Source organism: Pseudazoarcus sp. NS34 (genome assembly GCF_059703725.1).
In genome coordinates, this window is record NZ_BAAKIZ010000001.1 from 1097923 (window position 1) to 1122143 (window position 24221).

General features: G+C 66.0%; 24 protein-coding genes. 7 read left to right on the plus strand and 17 right to left on the minus strand.

Annotated features, from left to right (window positions below; genetic code table 11):
• From AC6H0N_RS05280 to AC6H0N_RS05305, 6 genes are all read right to left on the minus strand, one after another.
• Positions 1-1038, minus strand: a complete 1038-nt coding sequence (locus AC6H0N_RS05280; RefSeq protein ID WP_497573014.1) for a GGDEF domain-containing protein — start codon at positions 1036-1038, stop codon at positions 1-3.
• Positions 1035-1943, minus strand: coding sequence for an ROK family protein (locus tag AC6H0N_RS05285; RefSeq protein WP_497573015.1), 909 nt, complete (start codon positions 1941-1943; stop codon positions 1035-1037). The genes AC6H0N_RS05280 and AC6H0N_RS05285 overlap by 4 nt, the downstream gene beginning before the upstream one ends.
• On the minus strand, positions 1943-2623 hold the full coding sequence (can, locus tag AC6H0N_RS05290; RefSeq protein WP_497573016.1) for a carbonate dehydratase: 681 nt from the start codon (positions 2621-2623) through the stop codon (positions 1943-1945). Before can ends, AC6H0N_RS05285 begins: the two co-directional genes overlap by 1 nt.
• Before the next feature lie 51 nt (positions 2624-2674).
• Positions 2675-3403 carry a uracil-DNA glycosylase family protein gene (locus AC6H0N_RS05295; RefSeq protein WP_497573017.1) on the minus strand — a complete coding sequence of 243 codons (729 nt, stop codon included), beginning with the start codon at positions 3401-3403 and terminating at the stop codon, positions 2675-2677.
• 1 nt (position 3404) lies between these two features.
• On the minus strand, positions 3405-4709 hold the full coding sequence (locus tag AC6H0N_RS05300) for an AmpG family muropeptide MFS transporter (protein ID WP_497573018.1): 1305 nt from the start codon (positions 4707-4709) through the stop codon (positions 3405-3407).
• A gap of 61 nt (positions 4710-4770) precedes the next feature.
• Positions 4771-6906: a putative bifunctional diguanylate cyclase/phosphodiesterase gene (locus tag AC6H0N_RS05305; protein WP_497573019.1), complete on the minus strand. Its 2136-nt coding sequence runs from the start codon at positions 6904-6906 to the stop codon at positions 4771-4773.
• 259 nt (positions 6907-7165) lie between these two features.
• On the opposite strand from AC6H0N_RS05305, the gene AC6H0N_RS05310 reads away from it, so the two are divergent.
• Complete coding sequence (locus AC6H0N_RS05310; RefSeq protein WP_497573020.1) at positions 7166-7492, plus strand: hypothetical protein; 327 nt, start codon at positions 7166-7168, stop codon at positions 7490-7492.
• Here the strand turns inward: AC6H0N_RS05310 and metW are convergent.
• From metW to trhP, 9 genes are all read right to left on the minus strand, one after another.
• A complete protein-coding gene (gene metW, locus AC6H0N_RS05315; protein ID WP_497573021.1) occupies positions 7468-8082 on the minus strand; it encodes a methionine biosynthesis protein MetW in 615 nt (204 codons plus the stop codon). The genes AC6H0N_RS05310 and metW overlap by 25 nt on opposite strands.
• Positions 8079-9206, minus strand: coding sequence for a homoserine O-succinyltransferase MetX (gene metX, locus AC6H0N_RS05320; protein ID WP_497573022.1), 1128 nt, complete (start codon positions 9204-9206; stop codon positions 8079-8081). The genes metW and metX overlap by 4 nt, the downstream gene beginning before the upstream one ends.
• 759 nt (positions 9207-9965) lie before the next feature.
• Complete coding sequence (gene ptsP / locus AC6H0N_RS05325) at positions 9966-11696, minus strand: phosphoenolpyruvate--protein phosphotransferase (protein WP_497573023.1); 1731 nt, start codon at positions 11694-11696, stop codon at positions 9966-9968.
• Positions 11697-11702: 6 nt separating this feature from the next.
• Entirely contained in the window at positions 11703-11972 is a 270-nt protein-coding gene (locus AC6H0N_RS05330; protein ID WP_497573024.1) for an HPr family phosphocarrier protein, read from the minus strand.
• Between the two features lie 7 nt (positions 11973-11979).
• Positions 11980-12363: a PTS sugar transporter subunit IIA gene (locus AC6H0N_RS05335; RefSeq protein WP_497573025.1), complete on the minus strand. Its 384-nt coding sequence runs from the start codon at positions 12361-12363 to the stop codon at positions 11980-11982.
• Positions 12364-12468: 105 nt separating this feature from the next.
• Positions 12469-14094, minus strand: a complete 1626-nt coding sequence (locus AC6H0N_RS05340) for an ABC-F family ATPase (protein ID WP_497573026.1) — start codon at positions 14092-14094, stop codon at positions 12469-12471.
• 77 nt (positions 14095-14171) lie between these two features.
• Positions 14172-14660, minus strand: a complete 489-nt coding sequence (locus AC6H0N_RS05345; protein ID WP_497573027.1) for a GNAT family N-acetyltransferase — start codon at positions 14658-14660, stop codon at positions 14172-14174.
• Between the two features lies 1 nt (position 14661).
• Positions 14662-15762: a tRNA (uridine(54)-C5)-methyltransferase TrmA gene (gene trmA / locus AC6H0N_RS05350; protein WP_497573028.1), complete on the minus strand. Its 1101-nt coding sequence runs from the start codon at positions 15760-15762 to the stop codon at positions 14662-14664.
• Positions 15763-15954: 192 nt separating this feature from the next.
• Entirely contained in the window at positions 15955-17349 is a 1395-nt protein-coding gene (gene trhP / locus AC6H0N_RS05355) for a prephenate-dependent tRNA uridine(34) hydroxylase TrhP (protein ID WP_497573029.1), read from the minus strand.
• A gap of 180 nt (positions 17350-17529) precedes the next feature.
• Between trhP and AC6H0N_RS05360 the strand changes: the two genes are divergently transcribed.
• The 5 genes from AC6H0N_RS05360 to AC6H0N_RS05380 all read left to right on the plus strand — a co-directional run bounded on the left by AC6H0N_RS05360 (position 17530) and on the right by AC6H0N_RS05380 (position 20830).
• On the plus strand, positions 17530-17877 hold the full coding sequence (locus AC6H0N_RS05360; RefSeq protein WP_497573030.1) for a hypothetical protein: 348 nt from the start codon (positions 17530-17532) through the stop codon (positions 17875-17877).
• A 62-nt stretch (positions 17878-17939) separates the two neighbouring features.
• On the plus strand, positions 17940-18668 hold the full coding sequence (locus AC6H0N_RS05365; protein ID WP_497573031.1) for a HupE/UreJ family protein: 729 nt from the start codon (positions 17940-17942) through the stop codon (positions 18666-18668).
• 13 nt (positions 18669-18681) lie between these two features.
• Positions 18682-19326, plus strand: a complete 645-nt coding sequence (locus AC6H0N_RS05370; protein WP_497573032.1) for a transmembrane anchor protein — start codon at positions 18682-18684, stop codon at positions 19324-19326.
• A gap of 25 nt (positions 19327-19351) precedes the next feature.
• Complete coding sequence (locus AC6H0N_RS05375; RefSeq protein WP_497573033.1) at positions 19352-20392, plus strand: DMT family transporter; 1041 nt, start codon at positions 19352-19354, stop codon at positions 20390-20392.
• Between the two features lie 6 nt (positions 20393-20398).
• Positions 20399-20830: a YqaA family protein gene (locus tag AC6H0N_RS05380; RefSeq protein WP_497573034.1), complete on the plus strand. Its 432-nt coding sequence runs from the start codon at positions 20399-20401 to the stop codon at positions 20828-20830.
• A gap of 3 nt (positions 20831-20833) precedes the next feature.
• Here AC6H0N_RS05380 and chrA read toward each other — a convergent pair whose 3' ends face one another.
• Both chrA and AC6H0N_RS05390 read right to left on the minus strand, forming a co-directional pair.
• Positions 20834-22198 carry a chromate efflux transporter gene (gene chrA / locus AC6H0N_RS05385; RefSeq protein WP_497573035.1) on the minus strand — a complete coding sequence of 455 codons (1365 nt, stop codon included), beginning with the start codon at positions 22196-22198 and terminating at the stop codon, positions 20834-20836.
• The gene (locus tag AC6H0N_RS05390; RefSeq protein WP_497573036.1) at positions 22195-23148 is read right to left on the minus strand and encodes a chromate resistance protein ChrB domain-containing protein; all 954 of its coding nucleotides are present in this window, start codon (positions 23146-23148) and stop codon (positions 22195-22197) included. The genes chrA and AC6H0N_RS05390 overlap by 4 nt, the downstream gene beginning before the upstream one ends.
• Before the next feature lie 78 nt (positions 23149-23226).
• Here AC6H0N_RS05390 and AC6H0N_RS05395 point away from each other — a divergent pair, with 78 nt between their 5' ends.
• Complete coding sequence (locus tag AC6H0N_RS05395; RefSeq protein ID WP_497573037.1) at positions 23227-24165, plus strand: MBL fold metallo-hydrolase; 939 nt, start codon at positions 23227-23229, stop codon at positions 24163-24165.
• The last annotated feature ends 56 nt before the right edge of the window (positions 24166-24221 follow it).

Below are 24221 nucleotides of genomic sequence, written 5' to 3' on the forward strand. Positions count from 1 at the left end.
TCAGCCCGTCACGCTGCGGCTGCGCCCCGCGTCCTTGGCGGCGTACAGCGCCTCATCCGCAAGCCGGATGACCGCGTCCATGCTGCGTCCGCCGTCCAGCTCGACAATTCCCAGGCTGACCGACAGATGAAATGAATCGCCGTTGCCGGCAATCGGCGTCCGCGCCAGCGCAGTGTGCAGGCGTTCGGCAACGCGCAGGGCATCCTCCAGCAGGGTGTCGGGCAGCAGTATGGCGAACTCCTCGCCGCCCCAACGCCCGATCAGATCGGCCTCGCGGAAGACGCTTGAACAGCTGTCGGCAAACACGGTCAGCGCGTGGTCTCCGGTCTGATGGCCGTAGCGGTCGTTGATGGCCTTGAAATGGTCGAGGTCGGCCATGATCAGGCAGCTCGGCCCCTTGCCGCGCGCGACGCGTGCAATTTCCTGCGACAGCCGCTCGATGAAGGCTCGCCGGTTGGCCAGGCCGGTCAGTGAATCGGTGGCCGCGAGCTGTGTCATTTCGCGGCGGGCAGCGTCGATGCTGGCCAGCATCTCGGCCTGCCTCTGGTTCTGCCGATAGAGCTGCAGCAGCAGCATGACCTGGCCGCCCAGTGCTTGCAGCATCGCGCCTTGCTCGGGGCTGAGGGAGCGCGGCTGATGGTCCAGCACACACAGAGTGCCCAGCCGATGCCCCTCTTCGCTTTCAAGCAGGGCGCCGGCGTAGAAACGCAGATGCAGATCGCCGCTGACCAGCGGGTTGTCGGCAAAGCGTGAGTCCTGCGTGGTGTCCGGCACGACGAACAGACCGGGCTGCAGGATGGCGTGCGCGCAGATCGAGGCGTCGAGCGGCGTCTCGCGCACGCCCAGACCAATCTCGGACTTGAACCACTGACGTTCGCGGTCCACCAGGCTGATGAGCGCCATCGGCGTGCCGCAAATGTGCGCAGCAATGCGCGTCAGGGCGTCGAAGCTGGCATCGGGCGGTGTGTCCAGAATGCCGTAGGCGTGCAGCGCAGCAAGGCGTTCGGCTTCCCCCGGCGGGGTGCAGGCGCGGCTCATGACGACGCGTCCGCCGGCCATAGCCAGGCCGCGCCGCGCACGCCCGAGGCGTCGCCGTGCAGGGCCGGTACAAGACGGGTGGTGATGATGTCGGAGAACACGTACTCCTCCCAGATGCGCGGTACGTTGCGGTATAGCCGATCGAGTTGCGACAGACCGCCGCCGAGCACGATCACGTCAGGGTCGACGACATTGATGATAGTCGCCAGCGCACGCGCCAGCCGACGTTCGAAACGCTCCATCGTTGCCTCGCTGCATTGCCCGCCTCGCTGGGCGTCGGCCGCGAGCTCGCGGGCGTCGAGTGTCAGGCCGGTGCGGCGGGCATGCTCGGCGGCCAGGGCCGGGCCGGAAAGGTAGGTTTCGATGCAGCCTGCGCGGCCACAGTAGCATGCCGGCAGAGGCAGATCGTCGGCGCCGGGCAGCGGCAGCGGGATGTGGCCCCATTCTCCGGCAATGCCGTTGGCGCCGTTCAAGAGGCGGCCGTTGATCACGATTCCGCCGCCCACACCGGTGCCGAGAATGACCCCGAACACGCACGGTGCGCCCGCGCCTGCGCCGTCGGTGGCCTCGGATACCGCAAAGCAGTTGGCGTCGTTGGCAATGCGCACTTCGCGCCCCAGTCGTTGCGCCAGATCGCTGCCGAGTGCGTGACCGTTGAGGCAGGTGGAATTGGCGTTGCGGATCAGACCGCTGGCCGGCGACAACGAGCCCGGTGTGCCGATGCCGACGGTGGCGCGTGTGCCGATGGCGGCCTCACAGCGCGCCACCAGCCTTGCAACCGTGTCGAGCGTGGCGGCGTAGTCGCCGGCCGGAGTCGCTACGCGCTCGCGGTAATGACTGATGCCGGCCTCGTCGAGTGCGACGATCTCGATCTTGCTGCCGCCCAGATCGACGCCGATGCGCATCAGCCGCCCCGTCGGTCGGCCAGGGTGGTCTTGCTGCCCAGCATGCGCCGGCTGGTGTCATGGAAATTGCGGTAAGCCTCGTCGGCGCTGCGCGCACTCATGCCCAGATCGCGGATCAGGCCGTCTTCGAGCGAGTAGCACCAGCCATGCACGGTGACCTTCTGGTCACGCGCCCAGGCTTCGCGCAATACCGTGGTCTGACTTACGTTGACCACCTGCTGCATCACGTTGAGCTCGCACAGGCGGTTCTGGCGGTCGCGGTCGGCGCCCAGCGAATCAAGCAGGATGATGTTGCGGTCGCGTACGTCCTGTACGTTGCGCAGCCAGTTGTCGATCAGCCCCATGCTGCGGTTGTGCAGCGCGGCCGCCACGCCGCCGCAGCCGTAGTGGCCGACGATCAGGATGTGCTTGACCTTGAGCACATCGACGGCGAACTGCACCACCGACAGCACGTTCAGATCGGTGTGGCCGACGACGTTGGCGACGTTGCGGTGTACGAAGACCTCGCCCGGATCGAGATCGACGATCTGGTTGGCCGGCACACGGCTGTCGGAACAGCCGATCCACAGATATTCCGGCGATTGCTGGCGTGCCAGACGCGAGAAGAAGTCGGGATCTTCCTGCAGGCGGCGGGCGGCCCAGGCGCGGTTGCTGTCGAAGAGATGCTGGATTTCGTTCACGGTGTCTGCCTGAGATGGGTCAGGCCATGATTTTACCGTGCCGGGCGGTGTTCAAGCGCTCCAGATGCCGAGTTCGACGAGCTGGCGGCTGGCAGCCTCGCTCCAGCCGCGATTGGCCGCCGGGCTGGCCGGGCTCGGGTGCAGCACGCGTCCGATACGCAAGTCGCGCCCGGCCAGCGCCTGTACGGCGCGCTGTTCGGCCCAGGCGCCGATGCCGACCACCCATTCCGGCTGCAGCGTATCTACCAGCGCGCGCAGGTGCTCGTCGCAGGCTGCCATCAGCGGGCCGGCTTCGGCTACCGGAAGCTTGTCGGGCGTCAGGTTGCGGCCGCCGTCGAAGAAGGCCAGCGGGCAGTAGTTGGCGACGAAATGCGCCTGTGCAAAGGCCTCGGCCGTGCCGAAGCGTTCGCGGAACAGCCCCCACAGGCGGCGGCCCGACACCTCGGAACGCGGGCAGGCAAAGCCTTCGACCGGGCGTTTGGGGTTCTCGACCGGCGGTTTGCCGACTTCGCCCGACAGCTCCAGCCAGTCGCGCACGGCTTCGATCTCGCCGAAGGGTACGCCGGTCTGTGCCATGCCGAAGGGGCCGGGGTTCATGCCGAGAAAGACCACGCGTTTGGGCGCCGCGGCAAAGCGTGCGAGGTACGCCTCATGCACGCTCCAGGCGTAGGTCAGCGGGTTGTACACGTGGCTCACCGGCGGTGCGAAGCGCATCGGTGTGAGCGTGTCGGAGAGGTTGCGGGCGGCGGCTATGGCCGCGCGGGCGGTAGGAGTGGTCATGTCATTTCCCTCCGGAGCGAACCGGCATGGCGTCGATGGCGTCCTGTTCGCCGTGCCACGGCGCCACCTTCATCAGTAGCAGCATGCCCGGAATGGCGATCAGCACGCACAGGCTGAAGAAATCCACCCAGCCGATGTTCTCGACCAGCCAGCCGGAAGTGGCGTTGACGAAGGTGCGCGGCACCGCCATCAGGCTGGTGAACAACGCGAACTGGGTGGCCGTGTAGGCCGGGTGTGTGGTGCGCGCGATGAAGGCCACGAAAGCCGCCGTACCCAGCCCGGCGCCGAGTGACTCGAAGGTGATGACGACGGCCAGTGCGGTAAGCCGCCCGGCGTCCGCTTCGGCCGGCCCCATCCAGGCCAGCCACACGAAGCCGGCCGTGGATACCACCTGCGCCACGCCGAAGATCCACAGCGCGCGGTTGATGCCGAGTTTGAGCATCCACAGCCCGCCCAGGATGCCGCCGATGACCATCGGCCACAGGCTGGCGTTCTTCGCGACGAGACCGATCTCGGTCATGGTGAAACCGATGTCGAGATAGAAGGGCGTGGCCAGCGCGGCGGCCAGCGAATCGCCGACCTTGTAGAGAAACAGGAAGGACAGCACCAGCAGCGCAGAGCGAATGCCGTGGCGGCTGAAGAACTCCTGGAAGGGCTCGACCACCGCGGCGCGCAGCGTGCGCGGTGCCATTGCAGCCGCCACCGGCTCCTTGACCATCAGCGTCATCAGCAGGCCGGGCAGCATGAACAGCGAGGTGATCAGGAACACCTGCGCCCACGGCAGGTGGTCAGCCAGGATCAGCGACAGCGAACCCGGCACCAGCCCCGCCACGCGGTAGGCATTGACGTGGATGGCGTTGCCCAGCCCCAGTTCGACATCCGGCAGGATCTCGCGGCGGAAGGCATCGAGCGCGATGTCCTGGGTGGCCGACAGAAAGGCCAGCGTGGTGGTGAGCGCCACGACCATGCCGAGGTGCTCGGTGGGCGACAGATGGCCGAGCCAGGCGATGGCGCCGACCAGGCCGATCTGCGACACCAGCATCCAGCTGCGGCGCCGGCCCAGCCACGGCAGGATGCCGTAGCGGTCGAGCAACGGGGCCCACAGGAATTTCCAGGTGTAGGGGAACTGGATCAGCGCGAAAGCGCCGATGACTTTCAGGCTCAGGCCCTCGGTCTTGAGCCAGGCGGGCAGCAGGGAAAACAGCAGGAACAGCGGCAGGCCGGAACTGAAGCCGGTGAAGATGCACACCAGCATGCGGCGGTTGAGCAGGGCTTGTTGCCAGCTCGGGCGTTCGGTTTCGGGCACGCGGAATCCGTCGGGGGTCGGGAGCAAGGCCCCGATTATTGCAGATGCGTGGGTGGCTGGTTCAGACCTGCAGCGCGCGCAGCATGGAATCGGCCTGCTGCGCCGGCATGGGGCGGTTGAAGTGATAGCCCTGCAGTTCGTCGCAGCCCAGCCGCACCAGATGCTGGGCCTGGGCGGCGGTTTCCACGCCTTCGGCAACCACCGGCAAGCCGAGGTTGTGCGCCAGCGATACGGCGGCCGAGACAATGGCCGAGTCGTTCGGGTCATTGTCGATATCGCGCACGAAGGAACCGTCGATCTTGAGCCGGTCGAGCGGGAACATCTTCAGGTAGGACAGCGAGGAATAGCCGGTGCCGAAATCGTCAATGGCAATGCCGACGCCGAGCGTCTTGAGCTTGCGCAGCAGCGCAACGGCGTCGTCAGGCTTGTCCATGACCGAGCTTTCGGTGATCTCCAGTTCGAGTATCGAAGGCTCCAGACCGGTTTCGGCAAGGATGTCGGCGACCATGTCGGCAAAGCGCGCGTCGCGCAGCTGGCGTGCCGACAGATTGACCGAAATGCGCGGACGCGCGGCCCCCAGGTCGGACCACAGGCGGGCCTGGCGGCAGGCCTCGCGCAGCACCCACTCGCCGAGCTCGACGATCATGCCGGTATCTTCGGCGATCGGAATGAAGCTGTCGGGCATGACCAGCAGGTTGTCCTCGCGGCGCCAGCGCACCAGCGCCTCGAAGCCGCTTAGCGCAGAGCCGCGTGCGTCGTGCAGCGGCTGGTACCACAGCTCGAATTCCTTGCGGCCGATGGCGCGGCGCAGGCTGTTTTCGAGTTCGAGGCGCACCGTCGTGCTGTGGTTGAGCCCGTCGGTGAAAAACTGGTAGTTGGCGCGGCCGACGGCTTTGGCGTGATACATCGCCGTGTCGGCGTTGCGCAGCAGCGTGTTGGCGTCCTGCGCGTCGTCCGGGAAAAGGCTGATGCCAATCGACGGCGTGGCGTGCAGCTCGGTGCCGGCCACCAGATAGGGTTGCGACAGGCTGGCCAGAATTCCCTCGGTGAGGCGCGCCGCGTCGCTTGCGCCGCCCACGCCCTGCAGCGCGATGACGAACTCGTCGCCACCCAGCCGAGCCACCGTGTCCGACTCGCGCACTTCGGCGCGCAGCCGCTCGGCGACCTGCACCAGCAGCTCGTCGCCGACATGGTGGCCGAGAGAATCGTTGATGTTCTTGAAGCGGTCCAGATCAATGAACAGCACCGCCAGATGCTGGTCGCAGCGGCGCGAGTCGGCAATGGCCTGCTGCAGCCGCCCGTCGAGCAGGCTGCGGTTGGCCAGCCCGGTCAGCACGTCGTGATGGGCAAGATGGCGAACCTCAGCCTCGATGCGCTTGCGCTCGGAAATGTCGGTGTAGGTTGTCACCAGCCCGGCAATGCGTCCGTCGATGTACAGCGGCTCGCGTGCGATCAGCAGGGTGCGCCCGTCGGAGCGTGTGCGCTCGAACAGCAGGGGCTCGAAGTTCAAGGCCAGCTGCTTGCGCTGCTCGACCAGCTCGGCTGGGTTGCCGGGGCCGAAGTCACCGCGTTCGGCGGGAATGCGGTAGATGTCCTCAAAGCGTGCCTCGGCATGCAGCATGTCGCGCGGCACGCCGATCACCTCGGCATAGCGCGCATTCCAGCACTGCAGGCGCAGCTGATCGTCGAATACGCTGATGGCCTGCGGCAACTGGTCGAGGATGGCGTTTAGGTACACGCTGCGGCGGCGCAACGCGTCGTCGCTGTTGTTGCGCGCGGTGACATCGCGAATGCTGCCGTGGGCCAGCGTGGGGCGCTCGAGCCGATCGCGGTCGACGACGATGTGCGCCTCGAAACTCGCCATTTCGCCCGGCAACGGCACGCGGAAATTGAAACTGGCGCTGCCGCCGACTTCACACAATTGTTGGAGCACCCGCAGCACGTCGGGGCGGCAGTCGGCGTGGATACGCTCGATGAAGCCCTCGAAGCTCGGCGATTCGTCTGGCGGAATGTGCATCAGGCTGCGGAAGGCGTCGGACCAGCACAGCTCGCCGCTGCGCAGGTCGTGTGTCCAGCTGCCGAGAATGACCGTTGCCTGGGGCTGGCACAGATGCCGGGCGATGACCTGCGCCGCCGTGGCAGACGGCTGACCGCCGTCTGCGGGGGCGTGGTCGGGACCGGCCGGGTCTCGGTGCATGTACTGCTCCTGGTTGGAGGCCGGTCAGGGCCCCGCGCGGTGGGAGTTGTTGCGGTGTGCGGTGCCCATCGCGCGGGCACATACAGGGCGCGATTCTCGCCGTCATGTGTTTTGAATACAAGGCTTTGTGCCGCCAAAGCGTGGTCGTGTGCACACTGGCGCGTGATCTTGGGGCGACCATGGCAAATCGAGGCATGCCCTTGCCCGGCGCGAGCCGGAAGCAGACAATCGTCGGTCAGCTTCCGGGTGGGTGAGAGGGATGATGCGCAGGCTTGTAGTTTCGTTCGGAGAAGGGCGCGAATACGTGCTGGCCGTTGCCGAGCGTGAGTTCGCGGCCGTGGCTGCGGGCGAGGCGCGCGAATGGCTGGTCAGGCAGTTCGAGGAGGCCGGATGTGAGCCGTCGAATCCGATGGGCAAGCTGCTGTCGGCCGATCTGTTGCTGGGAGTGGCGGGTGCGGCCGGTGAGGCGGCTTTCGCCCAGGCCGGCGCGTGGCGCGACCGCTACGCCGCCAGCGCGTTGCATCTGAGTGAGGCAGCGGCGCTGGAGGTGAATGTGGCGGACTACGCGGTGCGCGCCTTGTCCTGACCGTCCCGACCGAGGCGGTACACCGCCATGCTGGCGTTGAGGTTGGGGTTGTCGTCGATACGGCGGCCATCATCGAAGCCCAGGCATTCGCGCACCACGATGCCGCTTTGCGCGCACAGTGATTCGAAGTCGGCCATGGTGAAGAAGCGCACGTTGGGCGTGTTGAACCACTGATGCGGCAGGCTATCGGACACCGGCATGTGGCCTTCGCCGATGCTCTCGCGGTGGCTGCGGTAACCGAAGTTCGGAAAGCTCACGACCGCCTCGCGGCCCACCCGCAGCATCTCGTCGAGAATGCCCTGCGTGTTGTGGATGGTCTGCAGCGACAGGCTCATGACGACGTGGTCGAAAAACCCGTCCTCGAAACCGGCCAGCCCCTTTTCGAGGTCGACCTGGATCACGTTCACGCCGTTGTTCAGGCAGGCCACCAGATTGGCAGGATCATTCTCCACGCCCCAGCCCAGCACGCCGCGTTCGTCCATCAGGCGGCGCAGCAGACTGCCGTCGCCGCAGCCCAGGTCGAGCACCTTCTCGCCGGGGGCGATCCATCCGGCGATGACGTCGTAGTCGTAGCGATAGATCGGGCTCATTTGCGCATCCGTTCGAAATAGCTGCGCAGCACCGCGTGGTAGTGCGCATCGTCGAGCAGGAAGGCGTCGTGGCCGGCGCCGCTCTCGATCTCGGCGTAGCTCACGTTGCGCCGGTTGTGCAGCAGCGAATAGACGATCTCGCGCGAACGCTCGGGCGAGAAACGCCAATCGGTCGAAAACGACACCACCAGGAAGTCTGCGGTGCAGCGCGCCATGGCCGCGGCCAAGTTGCCGTTGTGCTCGAAGGCCGGGTCGAAGTAATCCAGCGCCTTGGTGGTCAGCAGATAGGTGTTGGCGTCAAACACCTTCGAGAACTTGTCGCCCTGATAGCGCAGGTAGGACTCGATCTCGAACTCCACGTCGTAGCTGTAGATGGCCTTGCCGTGGCGCAGCACGCGGCCGAATTTCTCGGCCAGCGAATCGTCCGACAGATAGGTGATGTGGCCGATCATGCGCGCCAGCCGCAGTCCGCGCGCCGGCACCAGGCCGTGTTCGTAGAAGTTGCCGCCGTGAAAGTCCGGGTCGGTCAGGATGGCTTGGCGCGCGACCTCGTTGAAGGCAATGTTCTGCGCCGTCAGCTTGGACGCCGACGCAATCGCCGCCACATTGGCCACGCGCTCGGGATACTGCAGCGCCCAGGAAATGGCCTGCATGCCGCCCAGGCTGCCGCCCACCACCGCTGCAAAGCGCTCAATGCCGAGCTGATCGGCCAGCCGCGCCTGCGTCGTGACCCAGTCCTCAACCGTGATGAACGGAAAGTCCGCGCCCCAGTGCCGTCCGGTGGCTGGATTGATCGAGGCCGGCCCGGTCGAACCGAAGCAGCCGCCGAGGTTGTTCACGCCGATGACGAAGAAATGCCGCGTATCGAGCGGTTTGCCCGGCCCGACGAGGTTGTCCCACCAGCCAATGTTGCCGGGATCGTCGGCGTATTGGCCTGCAACGTGATGCGAACCGGACAGTGCGTGACAGACCAGCACCGCATTGCTGCGATCGGCGTTGAGTTCGCCGTAGGTCTCGTAGACGAGTTCGTAGGCCGGCAGCACTGCGCCGCACTTGAGCGGCAGCGGTTCGTTGAAAACCGCCCGCTGCGGGGTGACGATGCCGACCGATTGGGGCTGGATCATGGCGTATATAAAAACAAAAACCCTGTCGGCTCAAAGACGCGGACAGGGCTGCCCTCGCTTTAGCCGTATTTATTGAGCGCCCGCAAGCTGTAGTTCAAATCGGCGCTGATAGGCGGCGAAGTTATCGTGCCGGGGGAGGAAAGTCAATTTCAGCGCCTCGCCGATTCGTTGTGGCAACGCCGATGGTTGGCGTGCGTTGGCCGGGATTTCGCCCCGGCGGGCGACTTCCTTTCTTGTTGCACGACAAGAAAGGAAGCAAAGAAGCGTGCCCCGCCGTCTCGGCCCTTCGGGCTTCCCTCGCTCCGGGCGGTTTCACCGGCCGGTCCTGAACTCGCTGTCGCTCAGACAGCAGGACCGGACTTCCCCGGCGAAACCACCCTGCACTCGGCGAGCCAGAGGGGATCAGGGTGCCAGCGGAGCCGCTCGAACAACGAACAGGCGACTACGGATGGATCGCGTCTTGTTTGCCAATCCCTTCTGAGCCGCTGAGCGAAGAGTGCTCACGGCGGGGCCTTCCGGTCTTGCTGTTTGAGCGCCAGCGAGTTCGCAAGGCCGGCCGCCGGGAGGGCTCGCAGCGAAGGAACCCCGAAGGGGCGGTGAGGAGGGTGCACTTCTTTACCTTCTTTCTTGTTGCACTACAAGAAAGAAGGTCGCCCGCCGGGGCGAAATCCCGGCCGGCCGGGGCATGAAAATCTGACTCAGGTGACACTAGGGGAAAGCGGTTTCTCGGCGAGCCGCATCCGGACTGCAGCCGCAGCTTCAGCCCGCGAGCTTCAGCGCTGCCTCATGCACCCGCGCCGGCTCATCCATGCGCAGGATGCGCTGCACCCGCGGCGCCAGCTCCGAGTAGTCGGCGTGCAGCAGTTGCTGCTTGATCTCCAGCACATTGGCCGGATGCATCGAGAACTCGCGCAGGCCCATGCCGAGCAGCAATCGGGTGTAGGTCGGGTCGCCAGCCATTTCGCCGCATACCGACACCGACATGCCGTAGCGCTTGCCGGCCTGGATGGTGCCGTTGATGAGCTTGAGCACGGCCGGGTGCAGCGGGTCGTAGAGGTGCACCACGGCGTCGTCGGTGCGGTCGATGGCCAGCGTGTACTGGATCAGATCGTTGGTGCCGAGCGACAGGAAAGACACGCGCTTCTTGAACATGCCGATGGCCAGCGCGGCAGCCGGCACCTCGATCATCGCGCCGATGTCGATGGATTCGTCGAACTTGTGCTTGGTCGCCCTCAGTTCCTCGCGCGCCAGTGCCAGCATGGTCAGCGCCTGCTCCAGCTCCTGCACGTGCGAGATCATCGGGATCATGATGCGCAGCTTGCCGTAGGCCGAGGCGCGCAGCAGTGCGCGCAACTGGGTGCGGAACATCTGCGGCTCGGACAGCGAGAAACGCACTGCGCGCAGGCCCAGCGCAGGGTTGGGCTCGGTGCGCTGGTGGCCGATCGACAGCATCTTGTCGGCGCCGATATCGAAGGTGCGGATCGTCACCGGCTTGCCGGCGAGTGGCTTGACCACGGCGCGGTAGGCCTCGAACTGCTCGTCTTCGCTGGGCAGGTCTTCGCGGCCCATGAACAGGAATTCGGTGCGGTACAGGCCGACGCCGTCGGCATTGACCGATTTGATCTGTGCCACGTCGGCCGGGCCTTCGATGTTGCCGAGCAGCGAGACGATGCGGCCGTCGAGCGTGCTGGCCGGCGTGTCGCGCAGCAGCTTCAGGCGCGAGCGCTTGATCTCCAGCTCGGTGCGGCGCAGGCGGTAGGCTTCGACAATGGCTTCGTCGGGATCGACGATGACGATGCCCAGCGTGCCGTCGATGATGATCAGTTCGTTTTCTTCGACCAGATCGCGGATGCGGTGCAGGCCGACCACGGCCGGGATCGACAGCGTGCGCGCAACGATGGCGGTATGGCTGGTCGGGCCGCCGATGTCGGTCAGGAAGCCGGCGATGTTGTGGTCGCGAAAGCCGATGGTGTCGGCCGGTGACAGGTCGTGCGCAACGATGATGGTGCCGAGCCCGTCGCGGCGTTTGGGCGGCAGGTGGCCGGGGTGGCCCACCAGATCCTTGACCACACGCTCGACCACCTGCACTACGTCGGCCTTGCGCTCGCGCAGGTAGGCGTCTTCGATTTGGTCGAACTGCGCGACCAGGTGGTCCATCTGCTGCACCATCGCCCACTCTGCATTGCAGCGGCGTTCCTGGATCACACTGCGCGCGGCGTCCACCAGCAGCGGGTCGGCCAGCATGATGAGTTGCAGATCGACGAAGGCGCCGACTTCACCGTGCGCCTGCGAGCTGGCAGCGGTGGTCTTGAGCGTGTTGAGCTCGCGCTTCACCGCCGCGACCGAATCGTCCAGACGCTTCATCTCGTCGCCCACGTGCTTTTCGGCGACGTGGTAGTGATTCACCTCGAGCAGCGCGCGCGAGACGAGGTGGGCATGGCCGATGGCGATGCCCTGCGAGACCGGCAGACCGTGGACGGTGAAGGTCATGCGCGCTTACTCCTCCTCGCCGAAGCGGTCGGCGATCAACGCGTCGATGGCCTGCATGGCCGTATCGGCGTCTGGCCCTTCGATGTCGACGATGACGCTGGTGCCCTTGGCGGCGGCCAGCATCATCACTCCCATGATGCTCTTGGCGTTTACGCGTCGGCCATTGCGTTCCATCCACACTTCGCTGCGGAACTGGCTGGCGGTCTGGGTGAGTTTGGCCGAGGCGCGCGCGTGCAGCCCCAGCTTGTTGATGATTTCGATTTCCTTGCGCGGCATCGTGGCCTCATTTGATGTGGAGTACTCCATCGCAGCCACCACTGATGGCGCGCTGGATCAAGGTATTCATGTCGCGTTCGCGATAGGTCAGCGCGCGCATCAGCATCGGTAGGTTCACGCCCGCGATGCCTTCCACCCGGCCGGGGTCGAGCAATTTGCTGGCGATATTGGAGGGTGTGGCGCCGAAGATGTCGGTCAGCACCAGCACGCCGTCGCCCTCATCCACCCAGTCCAGCATGCGCCGCGCGATCGGCAGCATGTCGAGCGGGTCGTCCTGCCCGCTGACGCCGAGCTGCACGATCTGCGCCGGGCGCTGATTGAGGACATGGCTCACGCACTGGATCAGTGATTCGCCGAGCGTGCCGTGGGTAATGAGGAAGATGCCGATCATGCGCAGATTCTAGCGGAGTGCTGAGCGCATAGGTCGGATTGAACAATCGTCGCAATCCGGCTGCAGAGCCGGATTGCGCGATGGTTCAGACCAACGCGGGCTGGATCAGCCCAGGCCGAGGCTGGAGAGGTATTCCTCGTAGGTGCCGCGGTAGTCGACGATGGTGCCGTCGAGCTTGATTTCGACGATGCGCGTGGCCAGCGACGACACGAATTCGCGGTCGTGCGACACGAAGACGAAGGTGCCGGGGAATTTGTCGAGCGCCGTGTTGAGCGATTCGATCGATTCCATGTCCAGGTGGTTGGTCGGCTCGTCCATGATCAGCACGTTCGGGCGCGACAGCATCAGCTTGCCGAACAGCATGCGGCCCTGCTCGCCGCCCGAGATCACCTTGACCGACTTCTTCACCTCGTCACCCGAGAACAGCAAGCGGCCCAGCGTGCCGCGCAGCAGGGTCTCGTTGTCTTCGCCGGTGATGGCGGCGGTGATGCGCGAATACTCGGCAATCCACTCCGTCAGGCTCACATCCTCGGCGAAATCGGCCGAGTGATCCTGCGCGTAGTAGCCGGGGTTGGCCTTCTCGGCCCACTTGATCGTGCCCTTCTGCGGCTTGAGTTCGCCCAGCAGCAGCTTGAGCAGCGTGGTCTTGCCGACGCCGTTCTCGCCGATGATGGCGATCTTTTCGCCGGCCTCGATCGGCATGCTGAAGCCCTTGAACAGCGGCTTGTCCATGCCCTCGTAGGCAAACGTGATGTTGTCGATCTCGCAGGCCAGGCGGTGCAGCTTCTCTTTCTCGTCGTACTCGAAGCGGATGAACGGGTACTGACGGCTCGACGGCTTCACGTCTTCCGGCTTGAGCTTGTCGATCAGCTTCAGGCGGCTGGTGGCCTGCTTGGCCTTGGACTTGTTGGCCGAGAAGCGGCGCACGAAGTCCTGCAGGTCGGAGATCTTCTCCTTGGCGCGGGCGTTGGCCGACTGCTGGCGCTGGCGCGCCATCACCGAGGCTTCCATGTAGTCGTCGTAGTTGCCGGCGTACACGGTGATCGTGCCGTAATCCAGGTCGGCCATGTGCGTGCACACCTGGTTCAGGAAGTGGCGGTCGTGCGAGATGATCACCATCGTGCTGTCACGGTTGTTGAGCACGTCTTCCAGCCAGCGGATGGTGTTGATGTCGAGGTTGTTGGTCGGTTCGTCGAGCAGCAGGATGTCCGGGTTCGCAAACAGCGCCTGGCACAGCAGCACGCGCAGCTTCCAGCCCGGCGCTACTTCGCTCATCGGCCCGTCGTGCAGATCGGTGGAAATGCCCACGCCCAGCAGCAGCTCGCCGGCACGCGCCTCGGCGGTATAGCCGTCGTACTCGCCGACCTTGCCTTCCAGCTCGGCGGCGTGCATGTAATCGTCTTCGGTGGCTTCCGGGTTGGCGTAGATCGCGTCGCGTTCCTGGATGGCCGACCACAGCTCTTCGTGGCCCATCATCACCACGTCGAGCACGCGCTTGTCTTCGTAGGCGAACTGATCCTGGCGCAGATAGGCCATGCGCTCCATCGGCTCTTTCGAGACGTTGCCGCCCGACGCTTCCAGCGCGCCGCACAGGATCTTCATGAAAGTCGTCTTGCCGGCCCCGTTTGCCCCGATCAGGCCGTAGCGGTTGCCATCGCCGAATTTGACGGAGACATTTTCGAAAAGGGGCTTGGCCCCGAACTGCATGGTGATGTTGGCGGCGACGAGCACGGAAGATCCTGTTTTTGAAGCAAAAGAAAGGGCGGAATTATACCCTACGTGGCCTGCTCACCGCAGGCCCTTGCCGCTTACAGCCACTTCTGCAGCAACACCGCCTGTCCCGCTGCCGGGTCGAGTTCATACGGCGCGAAACCCTGCTGCACGTAGGCCGCCATTGCGGCGTGGTTGCTCGACAGCACTTCCAGCGTGAGCTTGCAGCAGCCTTGCTGGCGGGCGGCGTCCTCGGCCGCAGCGAGCAGTGCGCGGGCGATGCCGCGGCGGCGGTGTGTGGGTAGCACGGCGATGTCGTGCACGTTGAGCAGCGGTTGTGCGGCGAAGGTCGAAAAGCCTTCGAAGCAGTTGATCAGCCCAACCGCTTCATCGCCCGCAAAGGCCAGAAACGATACGAAGCCCGCGCGGTCGGCCAGCCGTTGCGGCAGCGCGGCGCGTACGGCATCGGGCAAGCCCGAACCGCCGCCCATCGGGTCGCGCGCGTAGGCGTCGAGCAGCCCCAACCAGGCCGCCGCGTGGGCCGGGTCGTGCAGGTTTGTGGTGACGATGCGCACGGCCTCGCTCATGTCACGCGCCCCGGCGTTTGAGCAGCAGGCCGCACTCCAGATGGTGCGTGTAGGGAAACTGGTCGAAGGCCGCGGCGGCCGCAATGTCGTGCGTGGCGCTCAGCGCCTCGGCGTTTTCGCGCAGCGTGGTGGGGTTGCACGAGATGTACAGCACGCGGTCGAAATTCGCCGCCATCGCCAGCGTGGCCGGGTCCAGCCCGCTGCGCGGCGGGTCGACGAACAGCGTGGAAAAGTTGTATGCCGCCAGATCAATATCCTGCAGGCGGCGGTACTCGCGCCCGCCGGCCATTGCGTCGCTCAGCTCTTCGCTCGACATGCGCAGCAGCGTGATGTTGTCGGTGGCGTTGGCTTCGATGTTGTACAGCGCCGCCTTCACCGACGATTTCGACAGCTCGGTGGCCAGCACGCGCTCGAAAAGCGGCGCCAGCGCGAACGTGAAGTTGCCGTTGCCGCAATACAGCTCCAGCAGGTCGCCGCCAGCCTCTGCGCACTGCGCGCGCGCCCAGTGCAGCATGTGGCGGTTCACCTCGCCGTTGGGCTGGGTGAAGCTGCCTTCGATCTGCTGGTAGCGCAGGCGCAGGCCGTCCACCTCCAGTTCTTCGAGCAGCCAGTCGCGCTCCAGCACCACCTTCTGGCCCTTGCTGCGGCCGATGATCTGCGCCTTCAGTTGCGCGGCCAGCGGGCGCGCCTCGGCTTCCCACGCCTCGTCGAGCTTGCGGTGATACACCAGACTGATCAGCAGCTCGCCCGACAGCGTGGCGAGAAACTCCACCTGGAACACCCGGTTGCGCAGCGTCTCGTTGGCAATCAGCGCATCGCGCAGGCCCGGCATGGCGGCGCGGATTGACGCCACCGCGGCCGGAAAATCATCGACGACCACCGGCTGCCGCGGGTTGGCGGCGTCGAACATCGCGTAATCCACGCGCCCTTCGTGATGCCACAGGCGAAACTCCGCCCGCAGGCGGTATTCGGTGGGCGTCGAGCGAAACACCTCCGGTTCCGGCAGCCCCAGCGGCGCAAAGTCGGCGCGATAGCGCGCCAGCTTGCCCTCAAGTTGTGCTTCGTAGGCTTCGGCTGACATCAGGGTATTGGGCAGGGACATTTGAAACCGGGGGAATAAGACAAGGGTTGAGAGGGTACCGCGTGGGTCGGGCGATTACGGCAGCAAGGTGCCCAATAAGCGGTCATTGCGAGAAGCGCAGCGACGAAGCAATCTCAACTGCGCCGCAAAAACAGAAGGCGAGATTGCTTCGCTGCGCTCGCAATGACAGGCGGCGAGGGCTATCGCATGCCCTTAAACAAAGCGCGCCACGAAGCACTCGCCTTGCGGCGCACCTTCCGGCAAGGGCAGCCACACCGTGCGCCCGCTACCGGGAATGCGCTCCTGCGCTTCGCCCGCAGCGTTCTCGATCTGCTCCGCCACGACTTCGAAGTTGCCGGCCGGCGTAACGAACTCCAGCCGGTCGCCGCGCCCGAAGCCGTTCTTCACTTCCATCTCGGCCAGTCCGCGCGCGGCGTCAAAGCCGGTGACCTCGCCCACCAGCAGGCTGCGGCCTGATTCGGAGTGGCCGCGCAGGTAGTTCTGGTGGTCCGGCGTGCTGTGGCGCTGGTAGAAGCCGTCGGTGTAGCCGCGGTTGGCCAGGCCTTCGAGCGCGCCAAGCAGCGTCGGGTCAAAGGGCCGGCCGGCCACCGCGTCGTCAATTGCGCGGCGGTAGCTCTGCGCGGCGCGCGCCACGTAATACGGGCTCTTGGTGCGGCCTTCGATCTTCAGCGAATCCACGCCGATTTCCACCAGCCGGCCGATGTGCTCGATGGCGCGCAGGTCTTTGGAGTTGAGGATGTAGGTGCCGTGCTCGTCTTCCTCGATGGGCATCAGCTCGCCGGGGCGCGTGCCCTCTTCCAGCAACCAGGTCTTGCTGCCACCGATGTGGCGTGGCCCGCCGCCCAGCGCGGTGGTAGTGGCCATCGGCCGCGTGGCCGTGCCGACCGCGCCGGCATCCTTCGGGTTGCCGATGGGCATGGCGTTGCTCGTCACCACATCGCCCGCGCCATTCTCCGTGCCCTCGTGCATGCGGTAATCCCAACGGCACGAATTGGTGCAACTGCCCTGGTTGGGGTCGCGGTGGTTGAAGTAACCCGACAGCAGGCAGCGGCCCGAGTACGCAATGCACAGCGCGCCGTGCACGAACACCTCCAGCTCCATGTCCGGGCATTCCTGCCGAATCTCCGCCACCTCGTCGAGCGACAGCTCGCGCGACAGGATGATGCGTTTCACGCCTAGGCTCTGCCAGAAACGCACGCTGGCGTAATTGGTGGTGTTGGCCTGCACCGATAGGTGAATGGGCATGTCCGGCCAGCGCTCGCGCGTCATCATGATCAGCCCCGGGTCGGCCATGATCAGTGCATCCGGCCCCAGCGCAATCACGTCTTCCATGTCCCGCAGATAGGTGCGCACCTTGCTGTTGTGCGGGCTGATGTTCGCCACCAGGTGAAACGCCTTGCCCAGCGCATGCGCCTCGTTGATGCCCGTCGCCAGCGCCTCCACCTTGTCGAAGCTGTTGTTGCGCACGCGCAGCGAATAGCGCGGCTGGCCGGCATACACGGCGTCGGCGCCATAGGCAAAGGCGGTACGCATCATGTCGAGCGAACCGGCGGGGGCGAGCAGTTCGGGGGCTGTCTGGGAAGTCATGGCGATCGTCTGCGGAGAGTCCGGCGATTCTAGCGGATCGGCAATGCATTTCCGGCCGCGGCGAAGAGCCCCGGCGTGTCGATTGCCGCGTTGCGGCATCTGCTATAGGCTTGTCGCACCCCGCATTGGACCGGTCCCTGCATGCCCGTCGGACACCATTTCTCCTGTCGCTTGAAGCTGATGCGCATCCTGATAGGGATCATCGTCGTCGCGCACATGGTGGTCGGCACGGTCAGTGCGGCGTCTCTCTCGCACGCCCCGCTCGATGAACTCGGTCATGCACACCTTGCCGAAACTACAGGTCATGGGCATGTGCATGCTGCCGACGAAGAACACCGCGCCGACGCTCACCCCGCACACGAGCACGACGCCAGCGACCACAGTCACGACAAGCCCAACGTCCCGCCGCTGCATCTGAGCCGCGCGCCGGCATGTACCGCTCCGCTCAATGCCGGCGAAAAGCGGCACGCCTATCCCGCCCGCTGTTCGCTGCCTGAACGACCACCCAAACCGCTTCCGATGAGTTGATGGAACGGGCGGATGGCCGCGGGCGATCCGTCATGCACCCCACATTCTTCGGAAGGAACTTCATGAACCGCATGAATCCGCAATCCGGCCGCGCAGGCACGCGGCCGGGGCTGCTGCCACGCGCCCTGCTCGGCGTGCTGGCCTATCTGATGCTCTTCGGTCTCGCGCACGCCCACGGCGTGGCCGAGGGCGACAAGGGCTACATCCAGGAAATCACCGGCACGCACCTGCTGCCCTTCACCTATCTCGGCGCCAAGCACATGGTCACCGGCTACGACCATCTGCTGTTCCTCGCCGGGGTGATCTTCTTCCTCTACCGGCTCAAGGACATCGCGCTGTACGTGAGCCTGTTCGCGGTGGGGCATTCGGTGACCATGCTCTACGGCGTGTATGCCGGGGTAAATGTGAACGCCTACCTGATCGACGCCATCATCGGCCTGTCGGTGGTGTACAAGGCGCTCGACAACCTCGGCGCCTTCCAGCGCTGGTTCGGCGTGCAGCCCAACACCAAGGCGGCGACGTTGATCTTCGGCCTGTTCCACGGTTTCGGCCTGGCCGCCAAGATCCAGGAATACGAGATCGCGCGCGACGGCCTGCTGCCCAACCTGCTGGCCTTCAACGTCGGCGTCGAGCTCGGCCAGCTCATGGCACTCGCGCTGATCCTGATCGCGATGGGTTTCTGGCGCCGCAGCCCGTCCTTCGTCCGCCATGCCTATACCGCCAACGTCGCCATGATGTGCGCCGGCTTCATGCTGGTCGGCTATCAGATGACCGGCTACTTCATTGCCTGAATTGGAGTCCAACATGTACAACACCGACCTGCCCAGCCGCGCCGAACTGCCCAGCGCCGGCAAGCTCCTGCGTTCCACCGTCATCGCCGCGCTGGTCGCCGCGGCCCTGCTCGTCACCACGGTGCTGCCTGCCGAATACGGCATCGACCCCACCGGCATCGGCCGCACGCTGGGCCTCACACAGATGGGCGAAATCAAGACCCAGCTCGCGGCCGAGGCCACCGCCGAGGAGGCCGCACCGCCAGCCACGGCAGTGGCCGAAACGCCGATTGCGGTCACTCCACCCCCCGCCGAGGTCCCTCCAGCCGCAGCGGCCGAACCTGCGCCGGACCCGCGCAGCGACACCGTCAGCTTCAAGCTCGCGCCCAACGCCGCCGCCGAGATCAAGCTGGTGATGGACGAGGGCGCAAAGGTCGAATACGAATGGTCGTCCGCCGGTGGTGCCGTGAACTACGACACCCACGGTGACCCCTTCGGCGCACCGCGCGACTTCTACCACGGCTACGGCAAGGGCCGGAACCAGCCCTCCGACGCCGGCACGCTGGAAGCGGCCTTCGACGGCAAGCACGGCTGGTTCTGGCGCAACCGCTCGGGCAAGGAAGTCACCATCACGCTCAAGGTGCGCGGTGACTACGACAAGGTCGAACGGGTAATCTGAACGCAGCCCGACTCCGGACACCCCGATGAACCGCAGCGTCTTCCACGCTCTTGCCGCCGCCGCGCTGTTCGGCGCCAGCACGCCATTCGCCAAGCTGCTGGTCGGCGAGGTGTCGCCCCTGCTGCTGGCCGGCCTGCTGTATCTGGGCAGCGGCGTCGGGCTGGGCGTGGTGCGTGTGCTGCGCGACCGCGGCTGGTCGGCCACCGGCATGGCGAATGGCGAATGGCCGTGGCTGGCCGGCGCGGTGCTGTTCGGCGGTGTACTGGGGCCGGCGCTGCTGATGGCCGGGCTCGCACACACCAGCGGCTCGGCCGCCTCGCTGCTGCTCAATCTCGAGGCCGTGCTAACGGCGGTGATCGCCTGGGTGGTGTTCCGCGAGAACGCCGACCGGCGCATCGTCGCCGGCATGCTGCTGATTGTCGCCGGTGGCGTGGTGCTGTCGTGGCCCAGCGGCGACGCGGCCGCCACTGAATGGTTCGGGCCGCTGGCGATCGCCGGCGCCTGCCTGTGCTGGGCCATCGACAACAATCTCACGCGCCGTGTATCGGCGTCCGACGCGGTGTTCGTTGCCGGCATCAAGGGTTTCGCTGCCGGCGCGGTCAATACGCTGCTCGCGCTGTCGCTGGGCGCGGTCATGCCGGCCACTGGGGTGTTCGCCTCGACGCTGGCCGTGGGGTTCTTCGGCTACGGGGTGAGCCTGGTGCTGTTCGTTCTGGCGCTGCGCGGGCTCGGCACCGCGCGCACCGGCGCCTACTTCTCGACTGCACCTTTCCTCGGCGCCGCGGTGGCGCTGATGCTGCTCGGCGAATCGACCTCGCTCGCGTTGTGGATCGCGGCGTTGCTAATGGGCGGCGGCGTTTGGCTGCATCTGACGGAACGTCACGAGCATGTCCATGCGCACGAAGCCATGGAGCACACGCACCGCCACGTGCACGACGAGCACCACCAACACGCGCACGACTTCGATTGGCACGGCGAGGAACCGCACACGCATGACCACGGTCATGAAGCCATTGTGCACAAGCACCCGCATTACCCGGACATCCATCACCGCCATGAGCACTGAAGCCGCATGACGGCCTACTTAGGCCTGTTCCTGTCCGCACTCGTTGCGGCAACCATGCTGCCCATGCAGTCCGAAGTCGTGCTCGCCGGCCTGCTCACCCTGGGCGATCACCCGGTGTGGGCGCTGATCGCGGTGGCCACCACCGGTAACGTCCTGGGCTCGATCATCAACTGGCTGCTCGGCCGCTACATCGAACATTTCCGCCACCGCCGCTGGTTTCCGCTGCGCGAATCGCAGCTCGACCGCTTTCAGCGCATGTATCACCGCTGGGGCCGCTGGTCGCTGCTGATGAGCTGGGCGCCGTTCATCGGCGACCCGCTCACGGTGATTGCCGGTGTGCTGCGCGAGCCGCTTTGGAGCTTCACACTGATCGTGCTCGTCGCCAAGCTCGGTCGCTACCTCGTCGTGGCTGGCCTCACGCTCGGCGTGCTCGGCTGATGCTCAGCCCGCCAGCAAGGTCCACCCCAGCCCCAGCACCGCACACACGCCCAGCACGCGCAGGATGTCCTGCTTGAACTTCCACAAGGCGATGAAGGCGGCCACGGCGATCACGGCCGGGAACCACTCGAAGCCGCCGGCGAACGGCGCGTCCATCGACGCGCGCGGCCACAGCACATGCCAGGCGAAGAACAGCGCGAGGTTCAGGATCACGCCCACCACGGCTGCCGTGATGGCCGACAGCGGCGCGGTGAATTTCAGGTCGCCATGCGTGGATTCGACCAGCGGCCCGCCGGCGAGGATGAACACGAAGGACGGCAGGAAAGTAAAGAAGGTCGCCACGCTGGCGCCGACGAAGCCGGCGAGGAAGAGGTTCTCCGAGCCGAAGATCTGGTGCGTCCAGGCGCCGACGAAGCCGACGAAGGCGACGATCATGATCAGAGGGCCGGGCGTGGATTCACCCAGCGCGAGGCCGTCGATCATTTGCGCGCCGGTGAGCCAGCCGTAACTGTCCACGCCGCCCTGATACACATAGGGCAATACCGCATAGGCGCCGCCGAAGGTCACCAACGCGGCCTTGGTGAAGAAGGCGCCGATGTCGCTCAGGGTGCCGGCCGGCAGCAGCCACATGCCCGCGGCCCACAGCACCAGCCCGACACCCAGCAGCTTGGCCAGATGCGCGGCGTTGAACAGCGTGTGCGGCAGGCGCGTGTTGTCATCAATCACCGCGGCGCCGAAGCTCTTGTCGGCTGAGCCGTGGCCACCGCCAACCGCGAACTTGGCGGGCAGGAACTTGCCGCCGGCCATGCCGATCAGCGCCGCGCCCAACACGATGAAGGGGAAGGGGATGCGGAACACGAAGATCGCCACGAAGGACAGCGCGGCGATGCCCCACATGACCTCGTTCTTGAGCGCGCGGCTGCCGATGCGCCACGCGGCAAACAGCACGATGGCCACGACGGCCGGCTTGATGCCGGCGAAGATGCCCTGCACCAACGGTACGTCGCCATAGGCCAGATAGACCCAGGTCAGCCCCGCGAGGATGAACAGCGAGGGCAGCACGAACAGCGCGCCGGCCACGATGCCGCCCCAGGTGCGGTGCAGCAGCCAGCCGATGTAGATGGCCAGCTGCTGTGCCTCGGGGCCGGGCAGCACCATGCAGTAGTTGAGTGCGTGCAGAAAGCGCCGCTCCGAGATCCAGCGGCGTTTCTCGACCAGCTCCTGGTGCATGATCGAAATCTGCCCGGCCGGCCCGCCGAAGCTGATGAAGCCGAGCTTGAGCCACCACAGGAAGGCCTCGTAGAAGCTCGGGTGGGCCGGGGCCGCGTTCTCGTCGGGCGCGTTCGGGGCAGCGTGCGGTTCGGTCATCGGGAGGCTCGCAGGTTTGAAGATCGGGATCGATACAGGAAGTCGAATGCGTTGGACGCGGCGGCCAGCAGCGCGTCGTCGTCGGTGAGGCTGGCGCGCATGCCGGCGAGCAGGGATTCGACCCCTGCCGCTTCGGGCACCGGCGCGCCGCCAACATCGAGGTAATGCACGATGCGCGCGAGGTCGGCCAGGGCTGCGTCGTGCTCCAGCCCGAAGCTCGCCAGCAGCGTCTCGAAGGTTACGCGCTCACCGACGTGGCTGAAGGTGGCGCCATCGAAATCGAAACCCAGTGCGTCGGCGGGGCAATCGGCCGGACGCGCGAGCCAGAGGAAGCGTGCCTGCGGGTCGATGAAGCGGCGGATCAGCCAGGCGCTGGCGAGGCGGTCGACCCACGGCCGTGCGCGCGTGGCCCACAGCCGGCCGCGGTGTTCGGCAGGGTTGCGCTGCGGGACGGCGGCATCGACTGCCTGCGGCTCGTCCGGCACCAGATGCTGGCGCAGCAACTCGTCTACTTCGTCGAATGCGCGCGCGGTGTCTTCCCGCGCCGCGGCGGGAAAGAAATCGATGGTCGCGATCTGCTCGAAACGTCGCCGCAGGGATTGCGCCTGCTGCTGCAGCGAGGCCGCGTTGCGGCCGTCGACGCGTCCGCGCAGCTCGCGGACTTCGGCGCGCAGGGCCTCGTAGTCGGCACTGCGGTCGAATGCGGCGCACAAGCCGGCTTGCTGCGCTTCGTCACGGCCGGCCAGCTCGAACACCTCGGCGGTTCCGCTGGCCTGTGTGACTTCGAGTGCGATGGCGGTCAGCGCCTCGGCGTGCTGCGCGGAATCGGGCAGCACATGCACGCCGTCGCGCAGCGTGGCGCAACCCAGCGTGCGCAGCGCGCGCCACGTGCGCATGCGCGTGGTCGACTGGCGTGCCGGCAGGGTCATGAACAGGGCGAGGAAGCGCATCGGCTGCTTTGGGTGTGCTGTACGTAACAGCTGCTACGCTACCGTTACAAGTAGAACAATTCAACCGGAGATAGACCCATGTTCCAGAGATTTGCTGTGCCGCTATTCGTCGCCCTGGTTGCTGCAGCACCGTGCCTCGCGCTTGCCGGCGGCGCGAAGCTGGACACCCGCGAAGTCGCGCCCGGCGTGTATGCCGTTGTCGGCGACCTGGGCGGGCAGAGCGCCGAGAACGAAGGCCTGAACGCAAATCTCGGTTTCGTGATCGGCAATGAGGCCGTGCTGGTGATCAATTCCGGGCCGTCGCGTCGCGTGGGTGAAGCCTTGCTCGGCGCCGTGCAGGCGCGCACGGCGCTGCCGGTGAAGTGGGTGGTGAACGTCAACAGCCAGAGCCACTACTGGTGGGGCAACGCGGTATTTGCGGCCAAGGGCGCGACCTTGATGGCGCACGGCGAGGCCACCGACTTGATGCGGGCGCAACAGGAGATGCAGCACGCGGCGCTCGAAAGCTCCCTCGGCCCGCTGTTTGCCGGCAGCGAGGCGGCTATTCCGGACAAGCAGCTGGGCGCGCGCAAGGTGCTGGATCTGGGCGGGCGCAGCGTCGAGCTTCTGCATTTCGGCGCCGCACACACGCCGGGCGATGTGGCGGTGTGGATTCCCGATGCCTCGACGGTCTTCGCCGGCGACATCGTCTACACCGAGCGATTGCTGGCGGTGCTGCCGATCAGCTCCAGTGCCGGCTGGGTCGAGGCCTTCGAGGCGCTGGCGGCCCTGCAGCCACGCGTGATCGTGCCCGGCCACGGCGCGCCGACCGGCCTGGAACAGGCCCGCCGTGACACCTTCGACTACCTGATCCACATGCGCGCTGTCGCGCTGGAACAGGTCGAGGCCGGCGCCTCTCCGTCGGCGGCAGCCCGCGCAATCGACCAGTCCGCCTGGGCGCAATTGGAGAATTTCGAGCTGCTCTCTCCCGGCAATGCCAGCCGCGTGTTCCTCGAAGTGGAGATCGAAGCCTTCTGAATGCACGCGGCCGATGCGCAATCCATCGGTGCTAGAGTTCCGCCACGGATTCGCTG

What these genes read in the sequence shown, in the direction of transcription:
- AC6H0N_RS05280 (WP_497573014.1), bottom strand. Translation starts at nt 1,038, where the DNA reads ATGAGCCGCGCCTGCACCCCGCCGGGGGAAGCCGAACGCCTTGCTGCG.
- AC6H0N_RS05285 (WP_497573015.1), bottom strand. Translation starts at nt 1,943, where the DNA reads ATGCGCATCGGCGTCGATCTGGGCGGCAGCAAGATCGAGATCGTCGCA.
- AC6H0N_RS05295 (WP_497573017.1), bottom strand. Translation starts at nt 3,403, where the DNA reads ATGACCACTCCTACCGCCCGCGCGGCCATAGCCGCCGCCCGCAACCTC.
- AC6H0N_RS05305 (WP_497573019.1), bottom strand. Translation starts at nt 6,906, where the DNA reads ATGCACCGAGACCCGGCCGGTCCCGACCACGCCCCCGCAGACGGCGGT.
- AC6H0N_RS05310 (WP_497573020.1), top strand. Translation starts at nt 7,166, where the DNA reads ATGATGCGCAGGCTTGTAGTTTCGTTCGGAGAAGGGCGCGAATACGTG.
- metW (WP_497573021.1), bottom strand. Translation starts at nt 8,082, where the DNA reads ATGAGCCCGATCTATCGCTACGACTACGACGTCATCGCCGGATGGATC.
- metX (WP_497573022.1), bottom strand. Translation starts at nt 9,206, where the DNA reads ATGATCCAGCCCCAATCGGTCGGCATCGTCACCCCGCAGCGGGCGGTT.
- ptsP (WP_497573023.1), bottom strand. Translation starts at nt 11,696, where the DNA reads ATGACCTTCACCGTCCACGGTCTGCCGGTCTCGCAGGGCATCGCCATC.
- AC6H0N_RS05330 (WP_497573024.1), bottom strand. Translation starts at nt 11,972, where the DNA reads ATGCCGCGCAAGGAAATCGAAATCATCAACAAGCTGGGGCTGCACGCG.
- AC6H0N_RS05335 (WP_497573025.1), bottom strand. Translation starts at nt 12,363, where the DNA reads ATGATCGGCATCTTCCTCATTACCCACGGCACGCTCGGCGAATCACTG.
- AC6H0N_RS05345 (WP_497573027.1), bottom strand. Translation starts at nt 14,660, where the DNA reads ATGAGCGAGGCCGTGCGCATCGTCACCACAAACCTGCACGACCCGGCC.
- trmA (WP_497573028.1), bottom strand. Translation starts at nt 15,762, where the DNA reads ATGTCCCTGCCCAATACCCTGATGTCAGCCGAAGCCTACGAAGCACAA.
- trhP (WP_497573029.1), bottom strand. Translation starts at nt 17,349, where the DNA reads ATGACTTCCCAGACAGCCCCCGAACTGCTCGCCCCCGCCGGTTCGCTC.
- AC6H0N_RS05360 (WP_497573030.1), top strand. Translation starts at nt 17,530, where the DNA reads ATGCGCATCCTGATAGGGATCATCGTCGTCGCGCACATGGTGGTCGGC.
- AC6H0N_RS05365 (WP_497573031.1), top strand. Translation starts at nt 17,940, where the DNA reads ATGAACCGCATGAATCCGCAATCCGGCCGCGCAGGCACGCGGCCGGGG.
- AC6H0N_RS05370 (WP_497573032.1), top strand. Translation starts at nt 18,682, where the DNA reads ATGTACAACACCGACCTGCCCAGCCGCGCCGAACTGCCCAGCGCCGGC.
- AC6H0N_RS05375 (WP_497573033.1), top strand. Translation starts at nt 19,352, where the DNA reads ATGAACCGCAGCGTCTTCCACGCTCTTGCCGCCGCCGCGCTGTTCGGC.
- AC6H0N_RS05380 (WP_497573034.1), top strand. Translation starts at nt 20,399, where the DNA reads ATGACGGCCTACTTAGGCCTGTTCCTGTCCGCACTCGTTGCGGCAACC.
- chrA (WP_497573035.1), bottom strand. Translation starts at nt 22,198, where the DNA reads ATGACCGAACCGCACGCTGCCCCGAACGCGCCCGACGAGAACGCGGCC.
- AC6H0N_RS05390 (WP_497573036.1), bottom strand. Translation starts at nt 23,148, where the DNA reads ATGCGCTTCCTCGCCCTGTTCATGACCCTGCCGGCACGCCAGTCGACC.
- AC6H0N_RS05395 (WP_497573037.1), top strand. Translation starts at nt 23,227, where the DNA reads ATGTTCCAGAGATTTGCTGTGCCGCTATTCGTCGCCCTGGTTGCTGCA.